Raw genomic sequence first — 23,499 nt, forward strand, 5'->3', positions numbered from 1 at the left:
CCATCGGCATAACCGACAGCAGAAAAACCGTCTTTTCGCAGCGCGCTCGACTCAGAACGCGCTCTGAAAAGACCCGCCTTTGGCGGCGGGCCTGCTTTGAAGTTTAGCACCAAGCGGCCTTCGCGATGCGCCTTGCCTCATCAGCGTAGCGCCCCACGAAAACCACTTCGTCGCCCCTGACCAGCCTGCGGCCAGCCACGGCCACGTGCTGCCGGACACCGGGGTCGGACTTCCAGCGCTCGCGCATGTACCGCGCATACGCTTGGGCATCGCCCTCGAATCCCGCAGGTGGCGCGAATGCCGTGCCCGCGCCGGGTTCGGTGTTGATGCAACGAAAGTTGACGGCACCGTACATGGCTCCGCCTCCTTACGCCGCCTTGCGCACCCGCGCATCGATGGATTGCAGGCTTGGAAAGGCCTGCGCCCCGTCGCGGTTGAGGATGTCGAGCCAGTCCAGGGATTTCTGGCCCGACGGAATCTCCCCCGCTGGAACGATGGCCGATGCTTTGATGCCGTTGGCCCACAGGCGCTGGACAAGCCGCCTGGCGGCTTCTTGTCCGTGGCCTCCGGGGTGTTGGGCGGTTGGCCGATCTTTGTCCGCAAAGACAATGACACGGCGCACCTCTGGTGGCGCTTCGAAGTGCTCCAGCAGGTATGCGTTGACCGCACACCATACCGGAAGCCCCGTTCCTTCCATCACCGCCAGGGCCGTTTCCAGCCCTTCGGCGACGGCGAGCACAGGACCCGGATCAACCAGCCGGATCGCTCCGCCGACGAGCTTCCTGTTTTTCGGGTAGCTCATCAGCTTCTTTGGCGACTCGACGGGCGCCTTCTTGCCGTCCGTGGTCAGGTATGTCCGGTGAATCGTCACCGGATTCCCTTGAGCGCCGGACACCATTGCGATGATGGCAGGAAATGTCCCGACCACCTTGTCGCCGTCGTGGTACGCCAGCGATGGATGGAACCGGAGAACCTCGGGCGGCGGGACGGAGATTCCGCGCCGTGCCAGATACAGACGGGCCGGTTCCGCGCTTCGATTGGACAGCGGTACCGACTCGCTCCACACCCGGTTGAGCGCTTGGCGCAACCGCTCGTCATCGCTCTCTGGCCGCTGAACCACGGACGGTCGAGGGGGCACACGTTGCGCTCGGCCATCGAGGCACTCGGCGACCGCTTTGAGGGCAGTCGAGAAATCCCAACCATTCGCCCACATCAGCGTGGCGAACCCGTCCGCAAACACCCCACAGGTGTTGCAGACTGCTCCCCCAGTCTCATCAACGTCCTTGAATACGCGGAAGCCGTCCCTTCCCCCATGCACAGGGCATGGGACGTGACGGCCCTTGCGCTCCAGGGCGGGTTGCAGTTGCGGCGCGAGGGTGGCAAGGATGCCCCCCCACTGCCCACGCGCCATTGCTTTGGTCTCTTCGGCTTTCATGGTTGCTCCTTTCTGTTGCGAGACATCCAGGAGCACCCCGCAGGGCACTCTTGGATGCCCCGCAGCAGGGTTGAATAAAACCAGCCGAAGAGCCTCCCCAGCCGGAGAGGACTGACCTTGCCCCTGGAAACCGGATCCCTTGCTGAGTGGTTGAATACAGGCAAGGAGAACGGAAGTGACGAAGGCAACGAGAGCGCGCTACACGCTGGAGTTCAAGCTGGAAGCGGTCAGGCTGGTCAAGGCTGGCCAGAGCATGGCGGCGACGGCGAAGATCCTGGGCATTGCGCAACAGACGCTGCACAACTGGATCCGTGCGGACCGAGACGGTCGTCTGGCGGGGGCTGGAAGCAAGCCGGTGAGCCCAGAGCAGATGGAGATCGCCAGGCTGCGCGCGGAGCTGGCGCGGGTCAAGATGGAGCGCGACATCCTGGGAAAAGCGACGGCGTACTTCGCGAAGGAGCGGGGGTGAAGTACGCCTGGATCGAGCGTAACCGCAAGCGCTGGCCCGTGTCGGTGGCGTGCGCAGTTCTGGGGGTGAGCCCCAGTGGGTACCACGACCACCGTGTGCGCCAGGCACGACCACGACGTGGGATCAGCAACGATGCTCTGCTGGTTCATATCCGAGCGATCCATGCCGAAACGCGTGGCGAGTACGGCTGGCCGCGGATCTGGAAGGAACTGCTGGCACGCGGCATTCGGGTGGGTAAGGAGCGCGTTCGCAAGCTCATGAGCCTGCACGGCATCCGCGCCCGAGGCAAGCGCAAGTTCAAGGCTACGACCGACAGCAACCACAAGCTGCCGGTGGCGCCGAACCTTGTGGATCGGCAGTTCAAGCCGGCCACGCCGAACGCCGTGTGGACGAGCGACATCACGTATGTGGCCACCGACGAGGGCTGGCTGTACCTGGCGGTGATCATCGACCTGTTCAGCCGCCAGGTCGTGGGCTGGTCGATGCAGCCGCACATGCGGCGCGAGCTGGTGATTGACGCGTTGCACATGGCCTGGTTCCGCCGCCATCCGCCGCCGGGACTGATATGCCACAGCGATCGCGGCAGCCAATACTGCAGTGCCGACTTCCAGAAGGCGCTGACCGGCTACGGCATGCGCAGCTCGATGAGTCGCAAGGGAAGGTCTGCAAAACCTTCCTGCCAGACTGCCGGGATGGGACAATAGCGACATGAAGCAGATGAGTCTGGAGGCGCCGATGTATACGGGCTTTGAGCTGCGCGCCAAGCGCACCCGCAAGCGTGCGTTTTTGGAGCAGATGGACCGTGTGGTGCCGTGGGCAGAGTTGGTCGCACTCATCGAGCCGTATGCGCCGAAGGCGGGTCCCAAGGGTGGGCGGCCACCCTTTGCGGTAGAGAAGCTGCTGAGGATTCATTTTTTGCAGCAGTGGTTTGGTCTGTCGGACCCGGCGGTGGAGGAAGCCTTGTACGACACGCCGCTGCTGGCGAGCTTTGTTGGTCTGGACCTGGGGGTGGATGTCGTGCCGGATGAGAGCACCATCCTGCGCTTTCGCCACCTGCTGGAGCAACACGGCCTGAGCCAGCGTATCCTCGAGACGGTCAATCGCATCCTGACCGAGCGTGGCCTCATGCTCAAGAGCGGCACCATCGTGGATGCCACGCTCATTGCTGCTCCCAGCTCGACCAAGAACGCCCGCCGTGAGCGCGACCCTGAGATGCACCAGACGAAGAAGGGCAACCAGTGGTACTTCGGCATGAAAGCGCACGTTGGGGTCGACGCCGAGACAGGGCTGGTACACACGGTGGTGGCCACCGCTGCCAACGTCTCGGATGTGACGCAGGCGCATCGGCTCTTGCACGGGCAAGAGACCGACGTCTTTGCCGATGCGGGCTATCAGGGAGTGGACAAGCGAGCGGAAAACCAGGGCAAGCAAGTCGCTTGGCACGTGGCCATGCGGCCGGGCAAGCGCCGGGCATTGGACAAGCGCACTTTTCTTGGCCAGGTGATGGATGCCTTGGAACGCACCAAGGCGCGCATTCGTGCCAAGGGTGAGCATCCGTTTCGGGTACTCAAATGCCAGTTTGGCTACCTGTCAGGTCCCGGACGATTACGTGGTTTGAAGATGAAAAGATCGGGGCGTTGAGCGTACCACTTTTTCAAGGCCTCCAGAGGTGTTATGTGTCCGATTGCCTTCTGGGGTAAATGATGGTTGTACAGCCAAACATAACGGGTCAAGGTAGTCTCGAGGTCCTCGGCGCTGTTGAAGTGATGGGTGGCAAGGACCTCGGCAATACGGCCGTTGAAGCGTTCGACCATGCCATTGGTCTGAGGGTGTCTGGGCTTGGTGAGGCGATGCTCGATGCCAAGGGCCTGGCAGAGCTGATCGAACTCGTGCTTCCCGGACGGTGCGCGCGCGCCTGAGGCGAAGAGGCGATCCGTGAACTCCTTGCCGTTGTCGGTGAGGATGTGCGTGATTCTGACCGGGCAGGTCTTGTGCAAGGCCTTCAGGAAGCTTCTGGCCGCGGCTGCGGTCTTGTTTGGCTTAATCTGGATGAAGACCCAACGGGTGGCGCGGTCAATGGCGACGAAGAGATAACGCCTCTGATGTTCGTCGGGCATCTGCGGCAGGTACTTGACGTCGATGTGCAGGTAGCCCGGCATGTAGGTCTTGAATGGCTTGGAAGCAGGCGCATCCTTGGCTTCACTGGGCAGTTGGGATAGGCCATGGCGCTTGAGCAGACGATACAGCCCAGAACGTGAGGCCCGGGGGTTGATGAACTCCCGTGTGACCACCAGCAGATCGTCAAGGGGTAGCTGGAGGGTCTTGCGCAGCTCCACCACCAAAAGCTCCTGCGCCGGGGTGAGCGTCGTCTGCAAACGATGCGCGGTATGCGGGCGATCTTCCACAAAGTCCCGACGCTTCCAGCGGCGGATGGTGTCTTCGGATACGCCCAACTCGGCTGCCAAGGCCGCAACCGACAAGGACGAGGACTGGATGTAGGCGCGGGTGGCGGGGGTTGTGGTGGCGTTTTTGTGTAGGCGAATAATCATGGTTGAGCGCTCCGGAGGTTGTCGATCAGCTCTCGCATCACTGCGCGACTAACGAAGAGTGCACGACGCGAAGGATCTATGCAATCGTCCGGAACCCTACAGCTACCGCAAGACGCCCTATCGAGGCTTGGCCAAGAACGGCGCGCAGCTCAACGTCCTGTTTGCGCTGGTCAATCTGTGGCTGGCGCGCAAAGCCTTGCTGGCTGCGACGGGATAAGTGCGCCCGCAGTGGGCTCACTGGGGCCGGATGAGGCTGCAGAGGGCCCACGAAGGGGCTTGCTGGAGCCCAAGAACCGTTCAGCATCTGTTTCGATCCCATCCTACGAAACGATATTGACCCTGAACTCGTCGCCACGAACGAGTGGGCGGGGTAGTGCAGAGGTTCCCAAGGGGAACTGCTGGGACAATGCGCCCACGGAAAGCCTGTGGGGCTCGCTCAAGGTGGGCAGGCTGCACGGCAAACGCTTCAAGACCCGGCGCGACGCCATGGACGAGATCGTCGACTGGCTGACGTTCTACAACCACCGGCGGCTTCATTCGTCGTTGGGCTATGTCAGTCCGATGCAATTCGAACGGGCTTGGCTTGCCGCCCAGAAAAGGCAGGCTGCGTAACGGTCTCAGCTATGGGATCCGGAACTCGCGGGCAAGGTCAGACTCCCCGGCTGGGGTTGGTGGGTCATGGGATATAGGCCCCCGACCCCGAGTTGAGCGCCTCATTCAGCGCCCGCTGGGAGGGTGTCAGGATTTTTGTGTGAGGGGCCTACCATGACGACTTCCAGGAGCCCCCATGCCACGCAAGAAGACCACCCCCGCCGCGAAGCCGGACGCCATTCTTCCCGACGAGCTGCTTGAGAAGCTGATCCCCGGACCGATGGACGCCGCCGGCGTCGAGGCCGTGTTCCAGAAGCTGAAGAAGGCCGTGATCGAGCGCGCCTTGGGGGCTGAGCTGGGCGTGCACTTGGCCAGCCCCGAGGGCGGCTGCGGGAACCATCGCAACGGCCGCAGCGGCAAGACCGTGCTGACCGACGGCGGGCCGCTGCGGATCGAGGTGCCCCGCGACCGGGCCGGCAGCTTCGAACCGCAGCTGATCCCGAAGCATGAGCGCCGGTTTGCCGGCTTTGACGACCGGATCATCTCGATGTATGCCCGCGGCATGTCGGTGCGCGAGATTCAGGGCCATCTGGCCGAGATGTACGCCATCGAGGTGTCAGCGGAGTTCATCAGCGCCGTCACCGACGCGGTGATGGCCGAGGTGGGGGCCTGGCAGGCCCGGCCGCTGGAGCCGATGTACCCGGTGGTGTTCTTCGATGCCCTGCGGGTGAAGATCCGCGAGGACGGCGTGGTGCGCAACAAGGCGGTGTATCTGGCCTTGGGCGTGCTGCCGGACGGGACCCGCGACATTCTGGGGCTTTGGATCGAGAACACCGAAGGCGCGAAGTTCTGGATGAAGGTGTTCAACGATCTCAAGACCCGCGGGGTCACGGACCTGCTGATCGGCGTGGCCGACGGCCTGAAGGGCCTGCCGGAGGCACTGGAGGCGGTGTTTCCGGCCACGACCCTGCAGACCTGCATCGTGCACCTGATCCGCAACAGCCTCGACTATGCGAGCTGGAAGGACCGTAAGGCGCTGGCCGCGGCGATCAAGCCGATCTACACCGCACCGAGCGCGGAGGCCGCCGAGCGCGCGCTGGACGCGTTCGAGGCAGGGCCGTGGGGCCAGCGCTTCCCGACCGTGGTCGCGGCCTGGCGGCGGGCGTGGAGCCGGGTGATCCCGTTCTTCGCGTTCCCGCCCGAAGTGCGGCGGATCATCTACACCACCAACGCCATCGAGAGCGTGCATTCGCGGTTACGCAAGATCATCAAGAGCCGCGGGCACTTCCCAAGCGACGAGGCGGCCACCAAGCTGATCTGGCTGGCCTTGCGCAACATCACCGCGGACTGGAAGCGGGCGAGCAAGGAGTGGAAATCGGCGATGAACCAGTTCGCGATACTATACGGCGACCGCTTCACCCTCGCACCACGCTGAACGACACGAGGACAGATTCAGAAACCGCCCCACACACAAAAAACAGGACATCCCCCCCGCTGGTAACGGTCGCTTGATGCGCGCTCCAGTCTCAGCAGTTCCCTCGCATCCGCGAGGCAACTGGCGTAGTAGTTGATGACTTCCTCCATCTCGGCGACATAGCGCCGGATGAGGTCCGCATCTTCTACCGTGGCCAGACCACGCTCGATACGCTCTAGGGCAGCGTTGAACTGGGTCGGCGAGGGCGGCGTGTAGTCAGACATGACACACCTCCTTTGCCGGAGCGCACTGGTACTCCAGGCACTCCGTCAAGACGCCCTCGAACCGCGCCATGAACGCTTGTTCGCTGCACGAGAGTACATGGAGACCCGATTCGAGTTGCCACGCCTTGGCGCGTAGCGCCTCATCCTGGTCGTAGAACTCCAACCCTGACCAATCTCCATCGATCAGGGCCGAAGCCCAGCACGCTGGTAGAGTGACGTTGATGATCATCTTCGCCACCCTCCATCAGAACGGGCCTTCCTCGACGCCGGCCTGTTGAGCAGGCGCATCGTCCGCTTTGCCGTGACCGCCGGGGAGCATTTTCATGCTCTCGACGACGATCTCGGTGGTGTAGCGGGTTTCCCCATCCTTGTCCCAAGAGCGCGTGTGAAGACGGCCCTCGACATAGATAAGGGAACCCTTTTTCAGGTAATTGTCGGCGATTTCTCCGAGCTTGCCGAAAAACACAAGGTTGTGCCATTCGGTTTTCTCGTGCTTTTCGCCGTTCTTTTTCCATGTCTCGGAGGTTGCGATACGGACACGGGCAATCGCCTCCCCTTCCGGCGTGTACCGGGTTTCAGGATTCGCGCCCAGGTAGCCGATGAGTTGGACCTTGTTCAACATGACAGACTCCTTTTGAAGAAAAGGCGGTCGCACCATGCCCCCAGGCGGGGAGCATGGCGTTCCCCGCCGGGTTGGGATTGACCTGAAACGTAAAACGCCCCAGGCCGACTTGCAATAGACAGCCGGTTGCCCGACTGCCTCTTCGATGCTGTTTGTTTGAGAAGGCCAGCTACCTTCATCCCGCGTCCATTACGGAGCGCAGAGGATTTTCAGAGCAACGCGCCGCGCCGCTTTGAAAATCCCCCGCACCTTTCGGCGCGAGGGGAATGGATTAGATGAGGCTGTCGATGTTGGCCTTGATGCGACGATATTCGCGCATCAGCGCCTCCAGATCAGCCCCCTCCAGTTCGACTTCGGCCCGGATGTACACCTCATCCAAGGCTTCAATCGTCTTGGCGCCCTCCATCGCTTTGATGGCGGCGGTGAGCTTGCCGTTGGCGGTCGGCGCCGCAGCTTGCGCCGCAGGCGCGTCCTTCTTCGCTTCAGCAGCGACAGGCGTTGGCTTGGCACTCTCTTCGAGCACCTCACCCGTTTCCTCATCGATGACCACCGGGGCGTAGGTGCCGTCGATGACATCGTTCAGATTCAGGTTTTGCGCCTTGCCTTGCTCGGACACCGCATCGAGCGCGAGGGCCGTTGCCAGCTCGGGAGACTTGGGGAGGAACTTGCACAACCGCCGAATGGCGGTTTTCAAGCCCATCGCCACGAAGTCGCTGTCCCACACCGACTCCTTCTTGAACCGCTTGGCGGCCTGATAGCCCCGCGAGTTGTCGCGGATGCGCTCGACCTCCTTGCGGCTCATCGCCACGAAGGTACGAGAACCATCCTTGAAGACGGCGACGGCATAGAAGCCGACGACATCACCGCGCTCCTCGTCAGATGCAGGGAAGCCGCCAGGCCCGGTGAGCGGCTCGTGCTCAAGGCCACGCTCCAGCCCGAGCTTGAGCGTGAACTTGTCGTTTACGCGCACCTCGTGCGCGTAGATGTCCTGCACGAGGCCGCTTTGCCGCGCCAGCTTCATCAACCCGGTGTAGCCGGGGATGAGTTGGCACTGGTCTCCAAAGGGAACCAGATGGGCTTCGCCCATCAGGCCAACCTCTAGCCCGAGCTGGCTGGACTGAATGACAGCAGCAAACACGCTACGCGGGTCACACTTCGCCAGCGCTGGCGTCATGCGGAACGCGGTCAGCGCAATGCGCGCCATCCGGTCGGGGTTGATGTGCTTGGGCAGGGCCCTAGCAATCTCCCCCTTGAACTTCTCCAGCATGACTGGGAAGTCTTTGGCCGCTTCGACGGGTGCCTGGCGGTTGATGTTTTTCAGTGCTTGCAAAGCCATGGTGCTTTCCTTTCATAAAAAAGGCGGTCGCACCATACCCCCGGCGGGAGCATGGCGTTCCCGCCGATGGTTATGGCCTTAGTAGGCCGACTTGACGGCCTCGTCTTTCGCCTCGCGCAACGTGGCGAAACGATCGATCCGGCCTGATTTGTTGTGGACCACCCAATCTTCGCCATCGAACACGATTGTCGAGACGGTGATCCAGATGCCGGCAAGCCCGCGTTTCACGAGATACGCAGTCTTTCCGTTTTCCTGCCCGTTGCGCTCGAACTTCACCATCAGGATTCCTCCTTGATGGTGACCCCCAAGCGCGCAGCAAGGATTTCCGCCCGCAGCATCTCATCTGCCGAGCGCGCCGCAACCATTCCGGCCATAAGGCCGGAAAAGGCGATTACGGTGTCACCAGAATGAGTGGTGTATCTGGTGATCTTGATCCCCTGCCCGCGGTCGAACTCAAGCGGAGCGTCGCCTCTCCATTCGAGATCGAGGCCGAACATCATGCACGTTCGCCTCACCAGTCCGTGCCTGCTGTACGCGACAGATAGCACTTCCCAGCGATCTGCATCCAGGTCAAAGCCCATCAGCGCAAAGGCCGTTGTTCCTTCGCCTTCACGCTCAACAGCTTCGTCTGCTTCCCCCGAAGAGGCCTTCGGCGAAAACTCCCCGTCCGGCCACTCGACTCCAGGCGCGAACATGAACTTGGTGTAGATCATGTCACTCCCCCAGTTCGAAGTTGGCGGCCCAGCGCGGCAGGGTGATCGTCTCGATCTCACCGTTCGGCTGGTAGCCCGGCCACCGGTCGTTGTCCCGACACCACTTCAGAAGCTGAAGCGCTGCGCGGTACTTTGCCCGACCGATCTCGATCACCTCGTCGCTCGCCTTGTAGCACGCGACCGCGTAGGGCGCGTCCTTCTCGACGGCGATGAAGTAGAACGGGAGGGTTTTCCCAGTGATGGCTTTGATCCCATCCTGGTAGAACGCCACCTGTACGTCGTAGCCCAGGGTCGCGATGGCTCGCGAGAACCCGTCCGCGCTGGCGTCCACGCAGGTTTTGACATCGATGATGGCTGTCACCCATTCTGGGCGCTCCTCCATCGTCACCAGCCAGTCAGGGCGGCATTTACATTCAATGCCGGTCTCTTGGTCAACCCAGAAACCAGACATCTCCGCGAGACCACAGCCGAGTAGATTGGCCGCCCCAGCGTGATTTCTCACGTTGGCAACCATCTTGTTGACGGCCTCCATCTGCTCAGCGGTCAGTGCGGTCTTACCCGCGTTTTCCGCCTCCCAGGCTTCGGCTGCCGCTTTGCCCTCCTTGGTTCGCCGGTCAAACTTCGGCGCAACCACGTAGTCGCGCGCGAAGCTGTCCGGCTCCAAGATAGCGGCGTGTACCGCCGTCCCAAAGAGCATGGCCGGTGTCGGCTCAGGTGAGTTCGTGACGAACTCCCGGAAATGAGCCGGGCTGCGCATGATGCGCACCAGCCCAGAGTGTCCCACGGCTGGGTGAGCATGATACCGGTCTGCCGGCATAGACAGCAGACCGACGCTTCCGATTTTCATGGTGCCTCCTTTCGCCGGAGGCACCTCCCCCATACCGGGGGAAGTGCCCGGCATGGGGTTGATGAATGCTGGACCGGGTGACCGGTTCAGCGCCTGATTACTGTTTTGCCTTTCGGCGCGGCCAGCTACCGCCATGTGGCCCATGGTTACCCAGGAGCAACAAAGCTAGCTTTCCACGGCATGCTTGTTCCAGCATGCCCTGGGAAGCCCCGTATCTGATACGGGGTGCCCGACTCAATCAGCGCAGTCCCAGCGCCCGCACCAGCGGTCGGCTGATGACGATTCCTGAGACAACACACATCGAAAGGATCACAAGTGTCATGGCTTTTCCTTGCTGGGTAGATGGACTGACCCGCAAGGCCGCCAGGCTTTCCGCGCGCCCGGACAACCCCGCAGGCCGCAAACCCCATCTGCAAGGGTCTGTGGCCTGCGGGATTGCCCCGCAGACGCTCTTTTTGCTGCTTAGACTCCCAGCGCCCGAACAATCGGGCGCGAGAGAACCCAACCGGTGATGCAGCACGCTACGATGACGAGTGCCATGATGGCCTCCAAAAAAAACGCGGAGGCACCACGGCCCCTTGCGGGAGCGTGACGGCCCCCGCAGGGTTGAGAAACCGGCCCGCAAGACGCGGGGCGGGAGACGACGCCCTTCCGGGGCCGTCGTCTCGTCCTGGTATTCCTTTGACGCAGGTTCACGAGGCGCGCTGCCTCAAGCCTTGCCCGTTCAGACAAGGCGAGGTCTTACACCAGCGCCCAAGCCTTCACCACAATGCCCCGTGGATCAGGGTCGGGCGAGATGCGCCCCTCTCTTTTCTCTACTCGCCGCCACGCATGGTGCGGTCGGCGTGTCTTTGATGCTGATTGTTTAGGGTCCCCAGCTAGGACACGCTCGCGGCACTAGGCACAACGAAACGATGTGATCATGCTACACCGGCGCTCAGCGGTGTCAAGTCTCTAATCGTGACATTTTTGGTCGCGTTTCGGAACTAGCCACAAGGCCCTGCTCTGGGTACGATATTGTCGCCAAGATCAGCGAAGGAGCACGGCATGGCAGCCCAGGAACCACCTCGAAACACCCCCGACAACCGCAAAAGTCTCCCGTATTTCATCCAGAAAGTTCGTCTTCAGTCCTTCCACGCACAGCAAGTGTTCGAGCGTGGATTCGAGACATGCGCGAATGCAATCTTTTCTCTGTCGGTCGTGCTGCGCATCGTCGGCACCGAAGAGCAAGCGCGCGAAGTCGAGGGCATCATCGACGAGCGGATGAATAAGGCGTTCGAGGATATTCGCGCAGAGATCGCCCGCCTGGAAAAAGTCGCCGAGAATAACGGTATCGAGTTCGCTGGTATCGAATACTCGAATCCAAAGGACATTGAGGCCAAGATCACTTCCCCTCGCGCCGTGCGCTATGTCGGCATCGTGCGCGAGTTCGATGCACTGGTCTCCAAGCTCGATGCGCTGTGGCTGTCGGGCGTGATCCCAGACAGCACCTATTCGGCCAGCATTTACGAGTGGAAGCGCCGCCTGCTCCGTCTGGCTGGCTCGGTGCGCAGCATCGCCAACCGAGCCATGATCGCCGCGCGCAAGAAGGATGCAGCGGGCGATGTTCAGGTTGCAGAAGGGGCGGCCAGCGAGATCAAGGCCGTCGATCCCGAACAAGCTGCCGCGTAGTGTCAGTGCTCAACCCGTATCAAGCACGAGCCGTCGAGGCAAGCGGTCATTGCACCGTGCTCGCCTGCCCCGGATCGGGCAAGACGAGGGTGCTGTCCGAGCGGGCGTCACGGTTGCTTGCCAGCCATGACATGGGCCGTCTTTGTGCCGTGACGTTCACGCGAGACGCCGCCCAGGAACTGCGCTCGCGTATCCTCGCCTCGTGCGGAGAAGCCCACGCCAAGCGGTTGGCCGTGGGCACCTTTCACTCTTTGGCCTTGGCGCACCTGAGACGCGCTTCAGGGGGCCAGCCCCCGCGCTTGCTCGCTGAAGGGGAGCGCGTGAGCCTGCTGCGTCGCTGCTGGCAACAGCACGGCAGCGAAGAGCCGTTCGATGACCTGGTGCGCGCCATCGACGCCGCGAAGGCCCGCCTGTACCCAGCACCGTTTGCCAACGCCACCCAGGAGGCGGTGTTTCGTGCCTACCAAGACCTGCTGGCGTCCGAAGGCGCCATGGATTTTGCCGACCTGCTGCTGGCGTGCGTGCAGCGCATCGCCAGCGGGCAACTGCCTCCGCTGCCTGTGCGCTGGATGCTGGTCGATGAAGCCCAGGATATGGATGAGGTGCAGATGGAGTGGGTGTTGCTTCATGGCCGCGCTGGCACCGAAGTCACTCTCGTGGGCGACGATGACCAAAGCCTGTATGCCTTTCGCCAAGCCTTGGGCTACTCGGGCTTGCAAAGGGTCACGACGGCGCTGTCGGCAACCGAAACCACGCTTCCGATCAACTACCGCTGCGCAGCCAACATCCTGGACCATGCGGCGCGGCTGATTGCCCACAACCAACATCGGGCAGCCAAGAAAATCATCGCGCACCGGCAAGACAACGGCGAGATTCGGGTGATTCGTTGCCCCGACCGCTGGAGCGAGGTCGATATGGTGGTGGACGCCATCCGCCAGAGTCCGCGAGGCACCCAGTGGGCGGTTCTCGCCAGAACGAACAATATTCTCGATGCGGTCGAGGTCGGCCTGTCGGGCGCTCGCGTCGAGTTCGCCCGCTCCGGGGGTAAGAGCGTGTGGGAGCACTCCATCGGCAGCGTGCTGTGTGGGCTGCTGCGATCCGTGCTCGATGATTCCTGGACGGGCATTGCCAACGCGCTGTCGTTTTGTGGTGTGCAGGCCGGATGGATCAATGACCACTCCCGACGCTCGCGTGGTGGCTGTGTGGCCCGCCTCCATGCTGCCGTGGAACACGCCAGCGATGATGCCACCCGCAAGCTCTTGATGGGCCTGCGCATGGGCATGATCGCATGGCGCGAGCAATCGAGCAAAGATCGAGCGTCGCTGGTGGTGCATGGCGTCGCCGCATTTCTGGCGGAGTACTGCACGCCCCCGCAAGCATCCCTGCTTCGCAAGCTCGAAGGTGCACTCATCAAGTTGAGCGGTTCGCTGGCACAGCGATTGGCATTCGTGACGCGATCCAGCCCCGCTGGCAGGCGGGCACCGCATGTGCACATCATGACCCTGCACGCATCCAAGGGTCTGGAGTTCGACAGCGTGTGGATCATGGGATGCGAAGACGGCAATCTACCGCATGCCGACTCCGGCGAGGAAGACGAGCGCCGCTTGATGTATGTTGGCATGACTCGGGCGAAGAACCGGTTGGTGATCAGCAGCGCGGCTGAGGAAGGCCCACCTTCTCGCTTTCTGGATGAATCGGGTTTGTGCTGAAACAGTGCAGGAATGTACTCATTTTGCGCAACAAATACTTGAACTTTTGCGCTATTCTCTTGTGGTTGAAGAAGCAAGGTATCGGAGGTCTGGACTTGAAAACCTTGATGCTACTCATGGCGCAGTATGACGCACAAGCCGTCATACCCGTAGAGGTCGTCTGTCGAGATTACTTCCAGCACCTGACGCCAGAAAAGTTCATCCGCAAATGTGCCTCTGGCGAAATACGACTCCCGTTGGTTCGCATGGAAGGGAGCCAAAAGTCCGCCAAAGGAATACATCTGCAAGACTTGGCGGATTATCTGGACGCCCGCCGTGAAGCAGCCAAAAAGGAGTTGCAGCAATTAACGTTCTAGGCAAGCCATGGATTATGATCGCAATCCATGAACATGCCCGATATCCAAACCATCAACGAGCAGCAGCTACACCTGCACTCGCCGGTGTGCTTCGATTGGTTCCACCCCTACACCTGCCCGTACCGCAGCGAGTCGCCGCACGGGGGTGAGGGGCGCGACAAAGGCGTGCTGATTGCCACCGAGCGCGGACTGGAGTGCATCGACTGCGGCTATTTGCAGCCGCTGCCGCGTCCGCGTGAGTTTTCGTTGGAGTCGTCGCTTGCCCTGGCATCAAGCCTTGGGCTTGATGTGCGAAAAATGCTCCAAGAGCAGCGGATTAGCGTTCAGCAACTCATCGACGCTTACCGCGAGGCACTCTCCACCAAAGGCGCTATCGTCGAGGGCATGACGCCCGAACAAGCCGAGCAAGCCGACAAGGCTTGGCGGTGCATCGATACGATGCTGCTGTGCCTGCATCGAGTCCAGTTGGCCCTTGATGGCGTAGAGACCCGTCCAGGACGGGAGTTTTCGCTATCGCCCGACTGGATCACGGACGAGCAGCACCCGAGTCCTGGCCAATGGATCGAGGTCGTGGGGCGCCGCACCGAGCACGACGGATCCCACAGCTACCGAATCCACACCCTTCCCTTTCAGGACTGGAAATTTTTGCCCGTTAGCATCGGGGCGAAAGTGCTAGGGTGGCGCCCGGCGCGGATGTAGTTGCCGTTCTTGCCGATGCGCACCATGTGCGTCAGCTCGTCGGTGGCGAAGGGCACATCCAGCACCACCTCCGGCGTGGTCGTGAGGGTCTTGACTGTCTGGCGGCTCCACATGCCCGTCTCGAAGCGGCCGCCATCGGCCAAATAGCGCCGCTGGTAGGGGTAGAGCAGCGTGGCGTTGTGTGGCATATGGTGTATCTCGGTGCTACACTGTGACCATGACCGCGCTGACCTTCGACACGCTCAAGTTCGCCCGCCGCCTCAAAGAGGCGGGGATGGACCCGCGCTTGGCCGAAGAGCAGGCCGAAGCATTGGCCGAGGCGCTGGAGGCGAATCTGGAAAACCTCGCCACCAAGGCCGACATCGCCGACCTACGCAAAGACATGCAGCTCATGGAGCAGCGCCTCATCATCAAACTCGGCAGCATGATGGTGGTGGCCGTGGGCGTGGTGGCGGCGCTTGCCAAGCTGCTGTGAGTCACGGCGGCGGATAGCAACGACGTCAAAATCCTCTCCACAGGCGTCGCCAACCTTGGCGAAGCCAAGCCCATCCAAAGGTGGGAGCCGCACGTGCGCGTGCCCAAAGTGGGGGCGCGATGACCCGGGCGGGCCACGTCACCATTGACCTGACGCTGCCCTCCCCGGCAGTCTCCCCAGTGCTACAAAAGTGCTACGCGATACCGCCGGACCTCGGGCTTCTCATAGGCGCGCTCGTTTTTTGTTTGTCCCATCCATCATCGGCGCCACCGACAGGCGCCAGGGGGAGCGCGGATGGGTCGGCAAGAAGTCGCTCATGGGGCGCGGATTATCTCCGATCGCCCCGCCGCTACCCCACGAGGGCGTCAACCCATGTGCAGGCCGCCGTTGATCGAGAAGTCGGCCCCGGTCGCAAAGCCGGCGTCGTCGCTGGCCAACCACGCGACGATGGAAGCGATCTCGCGCGGCTCACCCAAGCGCTTGACCGGGATCTGCGCGACGATTTTCTCCAGCACGTCGGGGCGAATCGCCTTGACCATGTCGGTGGCGATGTAGCCGGGGCTGACGGTGTTGACCGTCACGCCCTTGGAGGCCAGTTCCTGCGCCAGCGCCATCGTGAAGCCGTGCATCCCCGCCTTGGCCGCCGAGTAGTTGGTCTGGCCCGCCTGGCCTTTTTCGCCGTTGACGGAGGAGATCTGGATGATGCGGCCCCACCCCCGCTCGATCATGTCGGGCACCACCTGTTTGGTGACGTTGAACATCGACGTCAGGTTGGTGTTGATGACCGCGTCCCAGTCTTCCTTGGTCATCTTGAGGAACAGCCGGTCACGGGTGATGCCGGCATTGTTGACCAGCACGTCGATGGGCCCGTGCTCCGCCTTGGCTTTGGTGAACGCCTGCACCGTCGAGTCCCAATCGGCGACGTTGCCGACGCTGGCATAGAAGGTGTAGCCCAACGCCTTTTGTTCGTCCAGCCATTTTTGATAGTCGCGCGTGGGGCCGCAGCCGGCGATGACCTTGAAGCCGGCCTTGTACAGGGCCTGGCAGATGGCGGTGCCGATACCGCCCATGCCACCGGTGACGTAAGCGACGCGTGGTTGGCTCATGGTGTGCTCCTCTGAGTGATGGGTGTGTGATGAAAAAACGGGGCGACGGATACGCCTCAGCGCTCGACACAGAGGGAGACCCCCATGCCGCCGCCGATGCACAAGGCGGCCAGCCCCTTGCGGGCGTTGCGGCGCTGCATCTCATGCAACAGCGTGACCAGGATGCGGCAACCCGATGCGCCGATGGGGTGCCCCAAGGCGATCGCGCCGCCGTTGACGTTCACCTTGGCCGGATCGACACCCAGCCCCAGGTTGACCGCGCAGGCCTGGGCGGCGAATGCCTCGTTGAGCTCGAACAGATCGACGTCGGCTACCGACCAACCGGCGCGCGCCAGCGCCTTTTGCGACGCCGGCACCGGCCCCATACCCATGGTGGCGGGATCGAGCCCGCTGGTGCCGAAGCTGGCGATGCGCGCCAGCGGTGGCAGGCCAAGCTCGGCCGCCTTGCGCGCGCTCATGACCATGACGGCCGCAGCCCCATCGTTGATGCCACTGGCGTTGCCGGCCGTCACGCTACCCGTTTTGTCGAAGGCGGGCTTGAGGCTGGCCAGCGCCTCGGCACTGGTCTTGCGGTTGATGTATTCGTCGGTGTCGAACAGCACCGGATCACCCTTGCGCTGCGGGATGCTGACCGGGACGATCTCGTCCTTGAACTTGCCCGCATCCTGCGCCGCAGCGGCTTTTTGCTGGCTGGCCAGCGCGAGCGCGTCCTGCATCTCGCGCGTGATGCCGTGCGCGCGGGCGACGTTTTCGGCGGTGATGCCCATGTGGTACTGGTTGTAGACGTCCCACAAGCCATCGACGATCATGGAGTCGATCATCTTCCAGTCGCCCATGCGTTGGCCCTCGCGGCTGCCCATCAGCACGTGCGGTGCAAGCGACATGTTCTCCTGCCCCCCCGCGATGACGATGTCGCTATCGCCCCAGGCCACCGCCTGCGCAGCCAGCATGACCGCTTTCAGCCCCGAGCCGCAGACAGCGTTGATGGTCAGCGCCGGTGTTTCCTTTGGCACGCCGGCCTTCATGGCAGCCTGGCGGGCCGGGTTCTGCCCGCAACCCGCCGCCAGCACCTGGCCCATGATGACCTCACCGACTTGGGCCGCGGGCACCCCGGTGCGCTCCAGCAGGGCACGGATGACGACCGCCCCCAGATCGGTGGCGGGCGTCTTGGCCAGGGTGCCCCCAAATTTGCCGATGGCGGTGCGCACGGCACCCACGATGACGATGTCTTGCATGACGGATTCCTTCTCTGACCTGTTGAAAACCCAATCGGCGCGGGCAGCCGCCGCGCGCCGCCTCAAACGGTGGAGCCTCCGGTGGCCAACGTGGCCAGCGCATCCTCGGCGCGCACCTTGACATAGCGCCCGGGCGCGGGCTCGATGGGCCGGTAGCGTCGGTTGCCATAGGTGCGGGGAGCCGCGACCTGCCGACCAGCCTGCGCCGCCAGCCAGGGCGCCCAATCGGTCCACCAGCTGCCCTTGTGCTCGGTGGCGGCGGCCATCCAGTCGTCCACCGCGGGCGGGAAGTGCCCCTCGGGCCCCGTCCAGAAACTGCGCTTGCCTTTGGACGCGGGATTGATCACTCCCGCGATGTGCCCCGACGCCCCCATGACGAAACGAACCGGGCCACCCAGGTGCTGCGTGCTCGCGTAGGCCCCACCGATGGGCACGATGTGGTCCTCGCGCGAGCCGTACACGTACGCTGGCACGTCGATCGCCCCCAGGTCGAGCCGCTGGCCGCAGGTGGTCAGCTTGCCGGGCTGGCAGAGTTCGTTTTGCAGATACAGGTGACGCAGATACCAGGCGTACCATTTGCCCGGCAGGTTGGTGCTGTCGCTATTCCAGTACAACAGGTCGAACGGCGGCGGCGTCTCGCCCTTGAGGTAGTTGCCCACGACGTAGTTCCAGACCAAGTCGTTGGGCCGCAGAAAGCTGAACGTGGTCGCCAGTTCCCGCCCGGGCAGCAGCCCGCCGTTGGCGAATTGCAGCTCGCGGTAGCGCACGAACGCCTCGTCGATGAAAACGTCGAGCACGCCCGTGTCGGTAAAGTCAAGCAGGGTCGTCAGGAACGTGGCGCTTTGCACCTTGCGCTCGCCGCGTGCGGCCAGCACCGCCAGCGCGGTGCCCAGCATCGTGCCGCCAACGCAAAAGCCCAGCGCGTTGATGGTCTCGGCCTTGCCGATCTCGCGCACGATGTCGATGGCGCGAATCACCGCGTCTTCGATGTAGTCGTCCCACGTGGCCTGCGCCAGCGTGGCGTCCGGGTTGCGCCAACTGATGACGAAGGTGCGATGCCCCTGCTCCACCGCGTAGCGCAGAAACGAATTGTCCGGCTGCAGGTCGAGGATGTAGTACTTGTTGATGCACGGCGGCACCACCAGGAACGGCCGCTCGTACACCTTGGTCGTGAGGGGCTTGTACTCGATGAGCTGAAACAGCGCGTTTTCGAACACCACCTGCCCTTCGGTGGTAGCGACGTTGCGTCCGACCTCGAACGCGCTGTGGTCGGTCATCGAGACGTAACCCTGCTGCAGGTCGTGCAACAGGTTCTGCACGCCGCGGGCGATGCTCTCGCCGCGCGTCTCGATGGCCTTTTGCTGCGCCTCGGCATTGAAGGCCCAGAAGTTGCTCGGCGCGCTCGCGTCGATCCACTGCTGGACGGCGAAGCGGATGCGGGCGCGCGTCTTGGCATCGGCCTGCACCGCGTCGGCCATGCGCATCAGGGTGCGGGCATGGAGCAGATACAGCGCCGCCGCGTGGGCCGCGACCGGGTTACGCGCCCAGGCGTCGCTGGCAAAGCGCCGGTCGTCGCGCGGTGGCTGCACCTGCAGGCCCTGGCGCCAGAGTTCGCCCAACTCGCGCAGGTAGTCCTGCTGGATCGCCGTCCACTGCTGGGGGTCGAGCGCCACCGGCTGGCCCGACAGACCCTGCAAGAGAGCGGACAAGCCGCCGATCTCTGCTCCGGCCCCGGGCGCGCCACCCGAAGCCAACCCGGCAGCCCCCCCTGGCATGGCCGACTGCATCGCCTGGATCCATGGCTGCCAGGCCTGCGCCAACCATACCCCCCACATCAATGGGTCACGACCCGTCGTTGTCATCGCACGGTCTCCTTGTCGGTTATGGGCCACATGGTAACGCGCTGGACGGGCATTTCCGTGACAATCGCGCTCGGTGGCGTTCGGATTTTCCCGGGGTCACGTTTCCATCGACCCTCGGCCGATGTCGAGTGTCGCTACCCAGACTTCCACGACGCTGACAGGCAGGCACCGATGTATCTCGTGATTCTGGCTTGGGGCTACGTGGTCTTGATGATGGTGCTGGCCGAGGCCCTCAGCCCCAATGGCACCCTGCTGGGCGCCTTTTTCACGCTGTTGCTCTACGGCGTGGGCCCGATGGCATTGGTCATTTATCTGATGGGCACACCGCTGCGCCGACGGCATCGGCGCCGATTGGAGGCGGAGGCCGCGCAGGGCGCCCAGGCCAGTCCCGCACTGGCGCCGACGGTCACTGGGTCAAGTCAACCAGATGGCGGCAGCCTGCCGGCCACTGCCGCCCAGGACGGCGGCGTCGCGCCGGTGCGAGAAAAACCGTGACGCATCGCTGGCGGTGCACCAGGCGCGCGAGCCGTCATGACCACTGACCCGACCGAACCCCAAGCGCTGCAGGCGCCGCCGTGCCAGCAGCGGCAGGTTGGCCAGCCAGCGGTCACTGCGATTCGGTGACGGCGTGAAGGCGTCGGCGTCGGACGGGCAGACGGACACGAACGCCCGCACCACCTCGGGCCCGACCTCGAACGCCTGCTGCCCGATGGCGGCACCGATCCAGGCGCAGATGGTCTGGCGTCGCGCCGCGTCACGGGCAGCCGGCCAGTGCTCGCACAGTGCCTCCAGCACCCCCCGCCCCCCCTGCCCTGCCAGACCCCGCCAGCCGGCGTGTACCGCGGCCACCGACTGTCCATCGTCTGGCGCCAACAGAATGGGCAAACAGTCGGCCACCATCACGGTGCACGCCACCCCTGGGTGATCGGTCCAGCACGCATCAGCCTCGACGCCGTCGGGTGTATCCGGCGTCACGTGCACCACGCCGCTGCCATGGACCTGGCGCAAAAAGACGGGACGCACCCCGAGCGCGGCGGCAAACCGGCGGCGGTTGACGGCCACGGCGGCTTGCGCGTCGCCGACGTGGTCGCCCAGGTTCAGCGACGCCCACGGCCCCACGGAGACGCCGCCCGCGCGGGTGCTCATCCAGCCCTGCGCCGCCGCACCCAGGTCGGCCTGCAGGCCCGGTAGCCCGGCGCGCACCTGGAGGACCGGCGCACGGATCGCGGCGTTACTCGGCATCGGGGCAGCGGCTGGGGTGCGCACGCTGAAATGCCTCGAGCTGCATGCAGCGCTCATAAACGGCCAAGGTCCGCGGGATGCCCTCGTAGACCAAGCCGAAGCGCTGCCCGTTGACGATCTGCGGCACCAGGCAGCAGTCGGCCAACGTCGGTGTGTCGCCATACGAGTACACCGAAGGCGGCAGCCCACGCTGTGCGCGCTCGCGCTCGATCTCGGCCAAGCGCCGCTCGTAGCTGCGCAGGCCCTCCATCACCCAATGGTTGTACCACGCGGCACGCTGCGCCTCGTCCAGCCCCAGCGACCCCGCCAGGTACTTGAGCACGCGCAGGTTGTTGATCGGGTGGATTTCACAGGCCACCGTCTGCGCCAGTGCCCGCACCCGTGCGCGGCCGAGGGGGTCGCGTGGCAACAGGGGCGGCTCGGGGTGGGTTTCGTCGAGGTACTCGATGATCGCCATCGACTGGCTCAGCAGCGCATGATCGGGCTGCCCCTCCACGTCGAGCACGGGCACGAGCGAGTCCGGGCTGAGGGCGCGGTACGCCTCGCCGTGTTGCTCACCGCGCGCGAGATGGACCGGGATGTAGTCATACGGCAACCCCTTGAGGTGGAGCGCGATGCGCACCCGAAACGAGGTGCCGGAGCGGAAATAGTTGTAGAGCTTCATGGGGATGGCGTGAGCACGCGAAGCGTCACAGTCTAGCGCGCGGGCTGCCCCCAGACCACCCCTACGGGAAAACCCTCATCCCGCCCCACGTGGCGGCCATCCGACCCGGGGGATCGTCTACACTGCGCCACCGATGTGCGCCGCCCTCTCCGCCGCGGCCCCCGTCGGGGTGCACAACTGTCTGCCGGGGCCCCTTCGTTACCAGGAGTTTTTCGCCATGGTTTCACGCCGTACCGTGCTGAAGTCGGGTGCCGCCGCGCTGGCCGCCCCGGGCCTGATCGGCTTTGCCCAACAGAGCGTCACGCTCAAGTTTCACACCTTCATGTCGCCGACGTCCAACGTCTGGCTCAACATGCACAAAGCATGGATGGACAAGGTGGAGCGTGAGTCGGGCGGGCGCATCAAGTTCGAAGCGTACCCGGCCATGCAGCTCGGGGGCTCGCCGGTGCAGCTGTACGACCAGGCCAAGGACGGTGTGGTCGATATCGTCTGGACACTGCCCGGCAACACCCCGGGGCGCTTTCCGCGGACCGAGGTCTTCGAATTGCCGTTCATGATGACCAACGCCGAGGCCACCTCGCGTGCCTTTTGGGAATTCATCCAGACCAAAGCCGCCGACGAGTACCGCGACATTCATCCGATCGCGTTTCAGGTACACGGGCCGGGTGTGATCCACGTGAAATCGCGGCTGGTCACCCAGCCCGACGATTTGCGCGGCCTGAAGATGCGCGGACCCACCCGGCAAATCACCAAGATGCTCGGCTATCTGGGCGCCACGCCCGTCGGTATGCCGTTGCCGCAAATTCCGGACGCCTTGTCCAAGGGGGTGATCGACGGCTGCGTCATCCCCTGGGAGGTGGTGCCGTCGGTCAAGGTGCACGAACTGGTCAGTTACCACAGCGAATTCGACCCCAAGGGTGGCGCGCTCTACACGACCACGTTCGTGATGGGCATGAACAAGGCGCGCTACCAGTCGCTGCCGCCCGATTTGCGCAAGGTCATCGATGCCAATTCCGGTATCGAGACATCGGCTTTTTTGGGTCGCGTGCAACAGTTGGGCGATGCCCCGGCGCGCAAACAGGCCGCCGAGCGTGGCAACCGTATCCACACCCTCGGGCTGGCCGAGGCACAGGAGTTCCGCCGCCGCGCGCGCCAGGTCGAAGTGGAATGGGTGCAGGACATGGACAAGCGCGGCTTCAACGGCCGCGATCTGCTGGAGACGGCACGCAAGCTGATCGAGAAGCACACCAAGGCCTGACCGCGACGTTGGCCCCGCAGCCCGTGCGCGCAAGCAGCGGGGCTTACACTAGCGCGCATGTTTCGCAGTTCCATCCGCTTTTGCCGCGCTTGCGCGACGGCGGTCGAATACCGGGTCCCCGACGACGGTGACACGCGCGTGCGCGCGGTCTGCCCCGCCTGCGGCACGATCCACTACGAAAACCCCCTCAACGTGGTGGGCACCGTGCCTTACTGGGGACCCCAGGGTGAGCAAGTGCTGCTGTGCCGGCGCGCCATCGAGCCGCGCCGGGGCAAGTGGACGCTGCCGGCCGGCTTCATGGAATTGGGCGAAACCACCGCGCAGGGCGCCCTGCGCGAGACACAGGAAGAGGCGGGCGCGGAAGTCGCGCTCGAGGGGCTGTTCACGCTGCTCAATGTGGCCCGCGTCGGCCAGGTGCACATTTACTATCGGGCCCGGCTGCTGAGTGAACGCTTTGCCCCGGGTCACGAGACGCTGGAGGCGCGCCTGTTTCACGAGCATGAAATCCCGTGGGAGGAGCTGGCCTTTCGCACCGTGCAGGAGACGCTGCGCCACTATTTCGACGATCGGCGGCGCGGGCACTTCGGCGTGCACACCGGCGACATCGCATAAGACCCGATGCACACGATGGCACGCGCTATCGCGCGGTCGGCCCGGCCCCGCGTGACATGCGTCACGAAGGCGCGATCCATTTTGATGGCATCGATCGGAAACTGCAGCACAAAGGCCAGCGACGAGTGACCGACATCCTGCATGGCCAGGCTCTCGGCAATCTCGAGCTCGAGCAAAGAAGCGGATACAGCCGAAACCTGCAGCCAGACTTTGGCGTCTGGGCGATCGTGTCGGGATCGGCTGCGGAAGCGCTCATCTGGGATTCATCCATCCAGTGGACGGCGGCCACGCGCCATGACGCGGGCGCCACCCTCATACAATAGCACCGAAATATCGACCTTCTTGCAGGG

At 63.6% G+C, this 23,499-nt stretch carries 26 protein-coding genes and 4 pseudogenes; 14 read left to right on the plus strand and 16 right to left on the minus strand.

Annotation, left to right across the window (positions count from 1 at the left end):
- Positions 1-103: 103 nt before the first annotated feature.
- Both ACPP3B_RS13675 and ACPP3B_RS13680 read right to left on the minus strand, forming a co-directional pair.
- Positions 104-355 carry a hypothetical protein gene (locus ACPP3B_RS13675; protein ID WP_144327692.1) on the minus strand — a complete coding sequence of 84 codons (252 nt, stop codon included), beginning with the start codon at positions 353-355 and terminating at the stop codon, positions 104-106.
- Positions 356-367: 12 nt separating this feature from the next.
- Positions 368-1,435, minus strand: a complete 1,068-nt coding sequence (locus ACPP3B_RS13680; RefSeq protein WP_424859131.1) for a DUF7146 domain-containing protein — start codon at positions 1,433-1,435, stop codon at positions 368-370.
- A 175-nt stretch (positions 1,436-1,610) separates the two neighbouring features.
- Here ACPP3B_RS13680 and ACPP3B_RS13685 point away from each other — a divergent pair.
- Both ACPP3B_RS13685 and ACPP3B_RS13690 read left to right on the plus strand, forming a co-directional pair.
- Positions 1,611-2,563, plus strand: a pseudogene (locus ACPP3B_RS13685) (IS3 family transposase); the annotation flags it as partial.
- A 49-nt stretch (positions 2,564-2,612) separates the two neighbouring features.
- A pseudogene (locus ACPP3B_RS13690) lies at positions 2,613-3,521 on the plus strand (IS5 family transposase); the annotation flags it as partial.
- Here ACPP3B_RS13690 and ACPP3B_RS13695 read toward each other — a convergent pair.
- Positions 3,488-4,453, minus strand: a complete 966-nt coding sequence (locus ACPP3B_RS13695; RefSeq protein ID WP_424859323.1) for an IS481 family transposase — start codon at positions 4,451-4,453, stop codon at positions 3,488-3,490. The pseudogene ACPP3B_RS13690 and the gene ACPP3B_RS13695 sit on opposite strands and share 34 nt — an antisense overlap.
- A gap of 109 nt (positions 4,454-4,562) precedes the next feature.
- Here ACPP3B_RS13695 and ACPP3B_RS13700 point away from each other — a divergent pair.
- The 3 genes and pseudogenes from ACPP3B_RS13700 to ACPP3B_RS13710 form a co-directional block, all read left to right on the plus strand.
- A pseudogene (locus ACPP3B_RS13700) lies at positions 4,563-4,670 on the plus strand (IS5/IS1182 family transposase); the annotation flags it as partial.
- 170 nt (positions 4,671-4,840) lie between these two features.
- Positions 4,841-5,065: pseudogene (locus ACPP3B_RS13705) on the plus strand (integrase core domain-containing protein); the annotation flags it as partial.
- A gap of 175 nt (positions 5,066-5,240) precedes the next feature.
- Complete coding sequence (locus tag ACPP3B_RS13710; protein ID WP_132963481.1) at positions 5,241-6,479, plus strand: IS256 family transposase; 1,239 nt, start codon at positions 5,241-5,243, stop codon at positions 6,477-6,479.
- Positions 6,480-6,496: 17 nt separating this feature from the next.
- On the opposite strand, the gene ACPP3B_RS13715 is transcribed toward ACPP3B_RS13710, so the two are convergent.
- From ACPP3B_RS13715 to ACPP3B_RS13745, 7 genes are all read right to left on the minus strand, one after another.
- Positions 6,497-6,742: a hypothetical protein gene (locus ACPP3B_RS13715; protein WP_424859332.1), complete on the minus strand. Its 246-nt coding sequence runs from the start codon at positions 6,740-6,742 to the stop codon at positions 6,497-6,499.
- Positions 6,735-6,971, minus strand: a complete 237-nt coding sequence (locus ACPP3B_RS13720) for a hypothetical protein (RefSeq protein ID WP_424859128.1) — start codon at positions 6,969-6,971, stop codon at positions 6,735-6,737. The genes ACPP3B_RS13715 and ACPP3B_RS13720 overlap by 8 nt, the downstream gene beginning before the upstream one ends.
- 15 nt (positions 6,972-6,986) lie before the next feature.
- Positions 6,987-7,364: a single-stranded DNA-binding protein gene (locus ACPP3B_RS13725; RefSeq protein WP_424859127.1), complete on the minus strand. Its 378-nt coding sequence runs from the start codon at positions 7,362-7,364 to the stop codon at positions 6,987-6,989.
- Positions 7,365-7,635: 271 nt separating this feature from the next.
- The gene (locus ACPP3B_RS13730; RefSeq protein WP_424859333.1) at positions 7,636-8,700 is read right to left on the minus strand and encodes a recombinase RecT; all 1,065 of its coding nucleotides are present in this window, start codon (positions 8,698-8,700) and stop codon (positions 7,636-7,638) included.
- A 78-nt stretch (positions 8,701-8,778) separates the two neighbouring features.
- A complete protein-coding gene (locus tag ACPP3B_RS13735; RefSeq protein WP_424859334.1) occupies positions 8,779-8,979 on the minus strand; it encodes a hypothetical protein in 201 nt (66 codons plus the stop codon).
- Positions 8,979-9,413, minus strand: coding sequence for a hypothetical protein (locus ACPP3B_RS13740; protein WP_424859335.1), 435 nt, complete (start codon positions 9,411-9,413; stop codon positions 8,979-8,981). Before ACPP3B_RS13740 ends, ACPP3B_RS13735 begins: the two co-directional genes overlap by 1 nt.
- 1 nt (position 9,414) lies before the next feature.
- Positions 9,415-10,260 (minus strand): PD-(D/E)XK nuclease-like domain-containing protein, encoded by an 846-nt coding sequence (locus tag ACPP3B_RS13745; RefSeq protein ID WP_424859336.1) that lies wholly within the window; start codon positions 10,258-10,260, stop codon positions 9,415-9,417.
- Between the two features lie 1,047 nt (positions 10,261-11,307).
- Here ACPP3B_RS13745 and ACPP3B_RS13750 point away from each other — a divergent pair.
- The 4 genes from ACPP3B_RS13750 to ACPP3B_RS13765 all read left to right on the plus strand — a co-directional run bounded on the left by ACPP3B_RS13750 (position 11,308) and on the right by ACPP3B_RS13765 (position 14,695).
- The gene (locus ACPP3B_RS13750) at positions 11,308-11,931 is read left to right on the plus strand and encodes an AcaB family transcriptional regulator (protein WP_144327684.1); all 624 of its coding nucleotides are present in this window, start codon (positions 11,308-11,310) and stop codon (positions 11,929-11,931) included.
- A gap of 5 nt (positions 11,932-11,936) precedes the next feature.
- On the plus strand, positions 11,937-13,640 hold the full coding sequence (locus ACPP3B_RS13755; RefSeq protein ID WP_424860199.1) for an ATP-dependent helicase: 1,704 nt from the start codon (positions 11,937-11,939) through the stop codon (positions 13,638-13,640).
- A gap of 95 nt (positions 13,641-13,735) precedes the next feature.
- Positions 13,736-13,996, plus strand: a complete 261-nt coding sequence (locus ACPP3B_RS13760) for a pyocin activator PrtN family protein (RefSeq protein ID WP_299020632.1) — start codon at positions 13,736-13,738, stop codon at positions 13,994-13,996.
- A gap of 27 nt (positions 13,997-14,023) precedes the next feature.
- Positions 14,024-14,695: a hypothetical protein gene (locus ACPP3B_RS13765; RefSeq protein WP_409786029.1), complete on the plus strand. Its 672-nt coding sequence runs from the start codon at positions 14,024-14,026 to the stop codon at positions 14,693-14,695.
- Here ACPP3B_RS13765 and ACPP3B_RS13770 read toward each other — a convergent pair.
- Positions 14,626-14,883, minus strand: coding sequence for a hypothetical protein (locus ACPP3B_RS13770; RefSeq protein WP_299020626.1), 258 nt, complete (start codon positions 14,881-14,883; stop codon positions 14,626-14,628). The genes ACPP3B_RS13765 and ACPP3B_RS13770 overlap by 70 nt on opposite strands.
- Positions 14,884-14,912: 29 nt before the next feature.
- On the opposite strand from ACPP3B_RS13770, the gene ACPP3B_RS13775 reads away from it, so the two are divergent.
- Entirely contained in the window at positions 14,913-15,170 is a 258-nt protein-coding gene (locus ACPP3B_RS13775; RefSeq protein WP_299020624.1) for a DUF1640 domain-containing protein, read from the plus strand.
- A 365-nt stretch (positions 15,171-15,535) separates the two neighbouring features.
- Here the strand turns inward: ACPP3B_RS13775 and phbB are convergent, their stop codons facing one another.
- From phbB to phaC, 3 genes are all read right to left on the minus strand, one after another.
- Positions 15,536-16,276 (minus strand): acetoacetyl-CoA reductase, encoded by a 741-nt coding sequence (gene phbB, locus ACPP3B_RS13780; protein WP_424859337.1) that lies wholly within the window; start codon positions 16,274-16,276, stop codon positions 15,536-15,538.
- A gap of 56 nt (positions 16,277-16,332) precedes the next feature.
- Positions 16,333-17,511 carry an acetyl-CoA C-acetyltransferase gene (locus tag ACPP3B_RS13785; protein WP_299020621.1) on the minus strand — a complete coding sequence of 393 codons (1,179 nt, stop codon included), beginning with the start codon at positions 17,509-17,511 and terminating at the stop codon, positions 16,333-16,335.
- A gap of 62 nt (positions 17,512-17,573) precedes the next feature.
- Positions 17,574-19,298, minus strand: a complete 1,725-nt coding sequence (gene phaC / locus ACPP3B_RS13790; RefSeq protein ID WP_424860200.1) for a class I poly(R)-hydroxyalkanoic acid synthase — start codon at positions 19,296-19,298, stop codon at positions 17,574-17,576.
- 246 nt (positions 19,299-19,544) lie between these two features.
- On the opposite strand from phaC, the gene ACPP3B_RS13795 reads away from it, so the two are divergent.
- Positions 19,545-19,868 (plus strand): hypothetical protein, encoded by a 324-nt coding sequence (locus ACPP3B_RS13795; RefSeq protein ID WP_314226414.1) that lies wholly within the window; start codon positions 19,545-19,547, stop codon positions 19,866-19,868.
- Here the strand turns inward: ACPP3B_RS13795 and pgeF are convergent.
- Together pgeF and maiA are read right to left on the minus strand one after the other, a co-directional pair.
- Positions 19,788-20,615, minus strand: coding sequence for a peptidoglycan editing factor PgeF (gene pgeF, locus ACPP3B_RS13800; RefSeq protein WP_424859338.1), 828 nt, complete (start codon positions 20,613-20,615; stop codon positions 19,788-19,790). The genes ACPP3B_RS13795 and pgeF overlap by 81 nt on opposite strands.
- On the minus strand, positions 20,605-21,279 hold the full coding sequence (maiA, locus tag ACPP3B_RS13805) for a maleylacetoacetate isomerase (protein ID WP_424859339.1): 675 nt from the start codon (positions 21,277-21,279) through the stop codon (positions 20,605-20,607). Before maiA ends, pgeF begins: the two co-directional genes overlap by 11 nt.
- Positions 21,280-21,496: 217 nt before the next feature.
- Between maiA and ACPP3B_RS13810 the strand changes: the two genes are divergently transcribed.
- The 3 genes from ACPP3B_RS13810 to ACPP3B_RS13820 are packed head-to-tail and all read left to right on the plus strand — an operon-like array spanning position 21,497 to position 23,472.
- Positions 21,497-22,537 carry a TRAP transporter substrate-binding protein gene (locus tag ACPP3B_RS13810; protein ID WP_299021359.1) on the plus strand — a complete coding sequence of 347 codons (1,041 nt, stop codon included), beginning with the start codon at positions 21,497-21,499 and terminating at the stop codon, positions 22,535-22,537.
- 57 nt (positions 22,538-22,594) lie between these two features.
- Positions 22,595-23,149 (plus strand): NUDIX hydrolase, encoded by a 555-nt coding sequence (locus ACPP3B_RS13815; RefSeq protein WP_299021357.1) that lies wholly within the window; start codon positions 22,595-22,597, stop codon positions 23,147-23,149.
- Between the two features lie 56 nt (positions 23,150-23,205).
- Positions 23,206-23,472: a hypothetical protein gene (locus ACPP3B_RS13820; protein WP_299021355.1), complete on the plus strand. Its 267-nt coding sequence runs from the start codon at positions 23,206-23,208 to the stop codon at positions 23,470-23,472.
- The last annotated feature ends 27 nt before the right edge of the window (positions 23,473-23,499 follow it).

The organism is Tepidimonas sp. HKU77, assembly GCF_049728535.1.
Taxonomy (GTDB): domain Bacteria; phylum Pseudomonadota; class Gammaproteobacteria; order Burkholderiales; family Burkholderiaceae_C; genus Tepidimonas.